This is a genomic window from Pelomicrobium sp. G1 (assembly GCF_051905455.1).
Classification (GTDB): domain Bacteria; phylum Pseudomonadota; class Gammaproteobacteria; order Burkholderiales; family UBA6910; genus Pelomicrobium.
Genome location: NZ_JBQACR010000419.1, coordinates 1 through 258, shown reverse-complemented (window position 1 = coordinate 258; position 258 = coordinate 1). Strand labels below are relative to the sequence as shown.

General features: G+C 70.5%; 1 pseudogene. It reads right to left on the bottom strand.

What is annotated here, in order from left to right:
- A pseudogene (locus ACTFO6_RS19070) lies at positions 1 to 258 on the bottom strand (3-deoxy-7-phosphoheptulonate synthase); the annotation flags it as partial.

Genomic DNA, 258 nt, shown 5'->3' with positions numbered 1-258 from the left:
GTGTAGGGGCTGGTGCGGGGCTTGAAAGCGCCACCCCGCATCAGCCGGCAGCCGGCCTCGGCCACGCCTTTGGCCGCGAGCCGCATCTGCTCCGGCGTCTCCACCGAGCAAGGGCCGCCGATCACCTGGACCGCGCCGCCGCCGATGGGCACGCCCCTCGCTTGGATCACGGTGTCCTCCCGGTGCCACTCCCGGGCCACGATCTTGTAGGGTTTGAGCACGTGGATCGCCTGTTCGACGCCGGGCATGCTCTCGAAC